Below are 6,197 nucleotides of genomic sequence, written 5' to 3'. Positions count from 1 at the left end.
GGATGTGCGGGCCGCCCCCTGCGGCGGAAATAGGTTCCTGGCGGACCGGCCTAGTAGACCGGCTTCTCGGGCTCGATCTGGTTGACCCAGCCGATCACGCCGCCGCCCACATGGACGGCGTCCGCGAAGCCCGCGGACTTCAGCACGGCCAGCACCTCGGCCGAGCGGACGCCCGTCTTGCAGTGCAGGACGATCTTCTTGTCCTGCGGAAGGTCCGACAGGGCGGTGCCCATGATGAACTCGTTCTTCGGGATCAGCTTCGCGCCCGGGATCGAGACGATCTCGTACTCGTTCGGCTCGCGGACATCGATGATCTCGATCTTCTCATCGGCGTCGATCCACTCCTTGAGCTGCTTGGGAGTGATCGTCGAACCGGCCGCCGCCTCCTGGGCCTCCTCGGACACGACACCGCAGAAGGCCTCGTAGTCGATGAGCTCGGTGACGGTCGGGTTCTCACCGCAGACCGCGCAGTCGGGGTCCTTGCGGACCTTGACCTGGCGGTACTGCATCTCCAGGGCGTCGTAGATCATCAGCCGGCCGACCAGCGGGTCACCGATGCCCGCGAGCAGCTTGATCGCCTCGTTGACCTGGATGGAGCCGATCGACGCGCAGAGCACGCCGAGCACGCCGCCCTCGGCGCAGGAGGGGACCATGCCGGGGGGCGGCGGCTCCGGGTAGAGGCAGCGGTAGCAGGGGCCGTGCTCGGACCAGAAGACCGACGCCTGGCCGTCGAAGCGGTAGATCGAGCCCCAGACGTACGGCTTGTTGAGCAGCACGCACGCGTCGTTGACCAGGTAGCGGGTGGCGAAGTTGTCCGTGCCGTCCACGATCAGGTCGTACTGGGAGAAGATGTCCATCACGTTCTCGGCCTCAAGCCGCTCCTGGTGAAGGACCACGTTCACCAGGGGGTTGATCCCGAGGACCGTGTCCTTGGCCGACTCGGCCTTGGAGCGGCCGATGTCGGCCTGGCTGTGAATGATCTGGCGCTGCAGGTTCGACTCGTCGACCTCGTCGAACTCCACAATGCCCAGCGTGCCCACCCCGGCCGCGGCCAGGTACATGAGGGCGGGCGAGCCGAGGCCGCCCGCGCCCACGGCGAGCACCTTGGCGTTCTTCAGCCGCTTCTGCCCGTCCATCCCCACGTCGGGGATGATCAGGTGGCGGGAGTACCTGCGGACCTCATCGACGGTGAGTTCAGCAGCTGGCTCGACCAGGGGTGGCAGCGACACGGGGACTCCGTTGGTCGGTATCTACGTACGATGGTTCTTCCGTAACACTGCCACGCCCCTTCTCATTCCGAGACACCAGGTCCGATCCGCGAGACGATTTCGTCCCAGTAGCCGGGCAGCGCCTCGAACGGCGCGTTCTCGGAGCTTTCGGTCGTGCCGGTCCTGTCGGCCGGGTCGGTCCTGTCGGTGAAGAAGATCGTCCCCGCTCCCTGCCAGCGGGCGATCCGGACGGCCTCCTCCAGATGGGTGCGCGGGACGCCGTGCACGAAGTGGGCGAACCGCGAAGGGTCGTACTCCGCGGTCCACTCCGCCACCTGCGACCAGCGGTACTCCGTCCAGGGCCCGCTGAAGGTGACCAACTGGTCGGCGGTCTCGGCGTATCCGGGGTACGGGTGGACGCCGTGCCCGAGCACGAGACGGCCGCCGGAGCCGGTCACCGACCTGAGCGCGTCCGTGATCCGCCGGGTCTCGGGCAGATCGGACCGCCCGGCCGGGGCCCGGTCGAGGAAGAACCCCTCGGTGCGGTACCAGTCGGTGAAGCGGTGGGCCTCCGCGATCAGCTCGCCGAAGGGGCGGGCGCCGTGGGCCATGTCGAGATGGCCGAGCACCCGGGTCCCCGCGTTCCGGAGCCGGCCCGCCGCCGCCAGGCAGTGCGGGTCGGGCCGGGCGCCGGGACCGCCCGCGACATTGAGCACGACCCAGTGCAACGGCGTTCCCGGGCGGGTGAGTTCGGCCCATTCGACCGGTGCGACCAGCGGATGCGCGTACCCCGGTACACCGAAGCCCAGTTCGGCGGAGAGGGTCGCGGCCGGGGTCAGATACGGCATGCCGCCTCCATCCAGATGTCCGCGAGCGACTCCTCCAGATTGATGCGCGGGCGCCAGCCGAGCCGGTCGCGCGCGGTCCGTACGTCCGCCTGCTGCCAGCCGCCGCAGCCGTCCGGATACGGGGAGGGCGCGGCCAGATGTTCCATGACCGGTTCGGACGGCCGGGGTGCGACCAGGCCCGCGTGGCGGTGCTGGGGCGCGTCCAACTCGTGGAGCTGGCCGCCGAATCCGGCGACCCTGGCCAGGACGGCGGCGGCGTCGCGCAGCTTCACCGCATGGCCGGTGCCGATGTTGACGATGCCCTGGGCGGCGGAGAGCGAGGCCGCGTGGACGGCGCGCGCCACATCCCGTACGTCGACGAAGTCCCGCTGGACACCGAGCCCGGAGAGTTTCAGCTCCTTGTCCCCTGCCTGCATCGCCCGGCGCATCGCCTCGGCGAGCCTGCCCAGCGGGGAGCCCGCGGGGGTGCCGGGGCCGACCGGTGAGAAGACCCGCAGGACGATCGCGTCGAGGCCCGAGTTGAGCACCAGCTCGCTGGCGGCCAGCTTGGAGACCCCGTACGGGCCGCCGGGGCGCGGGACCGCGTCCTCGGCGGTGGACGAGCCGGGCTGGCTCGGCCCGTACTCGGCGGCGCAACCGAGCTGCACCATCCGGGCGTTGCAGGTGCTGCGGCGCAGCGCCTCGCAGACGGACGCGACGGCGACCGTGTTGTGCCGGGTCAGATCGCGGGCACCGCCGCGGGTGGCACCGGCGCAGTTGATGACGACCCCGGGGTGGACGGCGTCCAGGAAGCGGGTGAGCGCTCCCGGACTGCCGCTGGCGAGGTCGAAGCGGACGTCGGCGTCGTCGCCGCGTCCGAGGGCCGTGAGGTGCACGGCGGGGTCGGCGAGCAGGCGGTCGGCCACATAGCGGCCGAGGTATCCGTTGGCTCCGAGCAGCAGCACCCTCATCGCGCGGCCGCCTCTCGGTACCGACGGGTCGGGGCTGAGGGTTCGGGGCTCATTATTCGTTCTCCTTCTGAGGTGTTACGGGGTGAGGTGTGACCGGTGTTGCGGGGTGGCCGGCCCGCGGCGTCGGCTCCGCGGGAGTTCGGTGGGGCGGTCCGGCTCGTGGCCGGCCGCCGGTTCAGGTGTGCGCCGATGCGCGGGAGAGTGCGGCCGTGGCGTGCACCAGCAGGGCGAGCGCCGCCGTTCCGCAGACGACGGCGGACACGGCCGCCGGGCCCAGGGTGTCGACGGGCCCGGCGACGAAGCGGCAGCCGGGGAGGCGGCCGATGAGGACGGAGGCCAGGGCGAGCGCCTCCCCCGCACAGGCGGTGGCGAGCGCGGCGGCGGCGCCGTCGGGGCGTCCGTGGACGGTGAGCAGCCGGGAGAGGAGGAGCAGGACGGCGAGCGCCGCCGCTCCCGCGCTGAAGCCCGGCACGAGCAACAGGGCGGCGGGCACGGCCGCGTACAGCAGGGTGACCGCGGCCACCAGCGGCCGGGTGCGGGCCGTGAACTCCGCGGTGCCCCGGCTGGTCGCGAGCTTCCGCCCGGCGAGCTGCGCGAAGAGCCGGACACACCAGGCGGCGGGTGCGACGGCCACGGCGAGACCCGCCACCGCGGTGCCGGAGAGCGGCCACGGCCCGTCCGGGCCGCCGCGCTGGAACTGGTCGAGCAGCCCGTCGCCGCAGAGCGCGTAGCCGATCAGCCAGCAGACGTACAGGCGCGCGGCGGGGATGGTGCGCCCCCTGGCGCGCAGCGGGCCCCGGCGCAGGGTGACGGCGAGGGCGAGCCCGGTGAGGGCCGCGCCCGCCGCCATGACCGCGAGCCTGCCGCCGCCGTGGACCAGTCCGGCCCCGGTGACGGTCGCGACGGCGCAGGCGCCGGGCAGCAGCCCGTCGAAGGGAGCACGGGGAACGGCGGCCCGCCCCCGCTCCGGTCCCGCGCCGTCGGCCTCCGTGTCCCGGGGGATCCGGGCGTACAGCTCGTCGGCGAGCGAGAAGACGTCGCGGTGCCGGAAGCGGGCCGCGGTCCGGTCGGTGATCCCGTGCGCTTCGAGACCGGCGGCGATCTCCAGCGGGTCGACGGCCTGCTCGCACAGCTCGCGGTGGCGGTGCATCAACGCCCTCACGGGGTCGGCGGGACCGCGTACGCCCTTGCGCGCGGGGGGTTCCGGCAGCCCCGCGTCACCGAGTACGGCTTCCGAGCGGTCGCCCCACGCGTCGGCGCCGGGCTGTGGACGGGGCCCGTTCATCGGCCGCCCTCCCCCATCGCGGCCACCACACCGGCAGCCCGCGGCCCCGGCGCCCCGTCCGCCGGTACCTGCTCCGCGGGTACGTCTCCCGCCGGTACGTCCTCCTCCCGCGCCCCGGCCGTGCCGGAGGCCGGGCCCCTACCGGGGGCGCACTCCGGCTCCACCCAGCTCGGGGTACGGAACGCGGTGGGGCCGGCGCCGCTCCCGGCCGCCCAGCTGCCCCGGACGTGCGACTCGGCCGGATGGGCGAAGGGCCGGGGAGTCCCGGTGTCGTGCTCCGGCGTACGCCGGACCGGCGAGTGGGAGATCAGATCGAGGTAAATGCTGTGAAATGCCGCGAGGTTCTGCTCGACCGTGAACAGTTCGAGCGCCCGCGCACGCGCCGCCGCACCCAGCCGCTCCCGGCGCGCGGGATCACGCAGCAGCGCGAGGCAGGCATGGGCGAGCGCCCTGGGGTTGCGCGGTGGCACCACGAGTCCGGTGCCGCCGATGACCTCGACCACGGCCCCGACATCCGTGGAGACCGTCGCCCGGCCGCAGAACATCGCCTCCACCAGGCTCACCGGGAACCCCTCCACCACGCTGGAGAGCACCACCACCCCGCCCCCCGCATAGGCGTCGGCGAGTTCGGGGGCGCCGGGGCCCCCGATCCCCTCGAAGGCCACGGGGTTGCAGCCGACGGCGTGCGCACCGGGCGCCTCGTCCGGGAACAACTGGGCGGCCAGCGCCCGGCAGTGGGCGAGATAGGCCGCGCCCTCGGGGCCGTCGGCGGGCGCCCCGACGATCCGCAGCACCGCGTCCGGTTCCTCCCTGCGCACCTCGGCGAAGGCGTGCAGCAGCGAGACCAGGTCCTTGGCGGGCTCGATGCGCCCGACCCAGACCAGCGTCGCCGGATCGCCGGTGTCCGCGCCGTCCCCCACGGCGGCGAAGCGTGCGGCCTCCATGCCGGGGTAGACCGTGCGCAGCCGCGCCGGGTCGGCGCCGCACTTCTCCTGCCAGCGGCGGGCGTGCGTATTGCCCGGGGTGATCACCGCGGCCTGTCCGTACACCTCGGCGGCGAGCGCGCGGTGGAAGGCGGCGAGCAGTGCCCGCACCGGCGCGCTCCGGCCGCCGCCCGCGAGGAAGTGCGAGCGGATCTGGACGCCGTACTCGGTGACCAGCAGCGGCACCCCGAAAAAGCGTTTGGCCAGCAGCCCGGGCAGCGCGGCCGTGCCGCCCGCCGTGGCGTGGCAGAGGTCGGCGGCCCCCAAGGTGTCGTCGGTGTACCAGTCGAGGGAGAGCGGCCGCAGCGCGCGTTCGAGGAGGTCGGTGAAGGCCAGGTGGTCGGGGAGCCCGGCGGCCTGCACGGTGCGGCTCGCGCCGGGCGCGCGGCAGGCGGACTCCAGGGCGCGTACGGCGGTCTCGGAGCGGAGCGCCGTCTGCAGCCCGCCGCGCTCCCTGGCCAGTTCGGCCAGGCCGTAGAGGCCGTCGGCGAAGTCCGGCCCGCCGCCGCAGACGGCCGCCGCGAGCGCGCCGAAGTGCGCGGCGAAGCGGCGCCGGTCGCGGCGCCCGTAGGAGCGGCCCGCCGGGGGCGCGGTCCAGAGCGGCGCGGTGCGCACCCGCCGTACCTGGGGCGGCAGTTCCACTCGGCCGGATGCCTCCTGGTGGGCGCTGCGGCTCAGTGCGTAGACGTCGAACTCGTGCCGGCCGAGACCGCGCACCAGCCGGTCGCACCAGAGCCGCGACTCACCTGTCGCATACGGATAGCCACCGTCCGTAAGCAGTCCTGTCCGCATGAGCACACCCCCGGTCTCCCTTCAGGCAGTCGCCGTGGGTGACGGCGACTCGCAGCGGGACGACCGTAAGCGGACAGAGAGGTGGGGGGGGGGGGGTGTGGGTGGGGGGGGCGGGGTGGGGGTGTGGGTGG

General features: G+C 73.7%; 5 protein-coding genes. All 5 read right to left on the bottom strand.

Features of this window, described 5'->3' with window-relative positions:
- Window positions 1–50: 50 nt before the first annotated feature.
- The 5 genes from moeZ to ACFXBC_RS34475 all read right to left on the bottom strand — a co-directional run bounded on the left by moeZ (window position 51) and on the right by ACFXBC_RS34475 (window position 6,066).
- Window positions 51–1,229: an adenylyltransferase/sulfurtransferase MoeZ gene (gene moeZ, locus ACFXBC_RS34495; protein WP_385033867.1), complete on the bottom strand. Its 1,179-nt coding sequence runs from the start codon at window positions 1,227–1,229 to the stop codon at window positions 51–53.
- 62 nt (window positions 1,230–1,291) lie between these two features.
- On the bottom strand, window positions 1,292–2,056 hold the full coding sequence (locus tag ACFXBC_RS34490) for a spherulation-specific family 4 protein (protein ID WP_385033864.1): 765 nt from the start codon (window positions 2,054–2,056) through the stop codon (window positions 1,292–1,294).
- Window positions 2,044–3,006 (bottom strand): NAD-dependent epimerase/dehydratase family protein, encoded by a 963-nt coding sequence (locus tag ACFXBC_RS34485; protein WP_385033861.1) that lies wholly within the window; start codon window positions 3,004–3,006, stop codon window positions 2,044–2,046. Before ACFXBC_RS34485 ends, ACFXBC_RS34490 begins: the two co-directional genes overlap by 13 nt.
- Before the next feature lie 175 nt (window positions 3,007–3,181).
- On the bottom strand, window positions 3,182–4,291 hold the full coding sequence (locus ACFXBC_RS34480; protein ID WP_385033858.1) for a hypothetical protein: 1,110 nt from the start codon (window positions 4,289–4,291) through the stop codon (window positions 3,182–3,184).
- Window positions 4,288–6,066 (bottom strand): DUF3492 domain-containing protein, encoded by a 1,779-nt coding sequence (locus tag ACFXBC_RS34475; protein ID WP_385033855.1) that lies wholly within the window; start codon window positions 6,064–6,066, stop codon window positions 4,288–4,290. Before ACFXBC_RS34475 ends, ACFXBC_RS34480 begins: the two co-directional genes overlap by 4 nt.
- Window positions 6,067–6,197 lie beyond the last annotated feature (131 nt).

It is taken from the genome of Streptomyces sp. NPDC059398 (assembly GCF_042751845.1).
Taxonomy (GTDB): domain Bacteria; phylum Actinomycetota; class Actinomycetes; order Streptomycetales; family Streptomycetaceae; genus Streptomyces.
The sequence above is the reverse complement of the archived record's forward strand: the minus strand, read 5'-3'. Positions and strand labels throughout refer to the sequence as shown.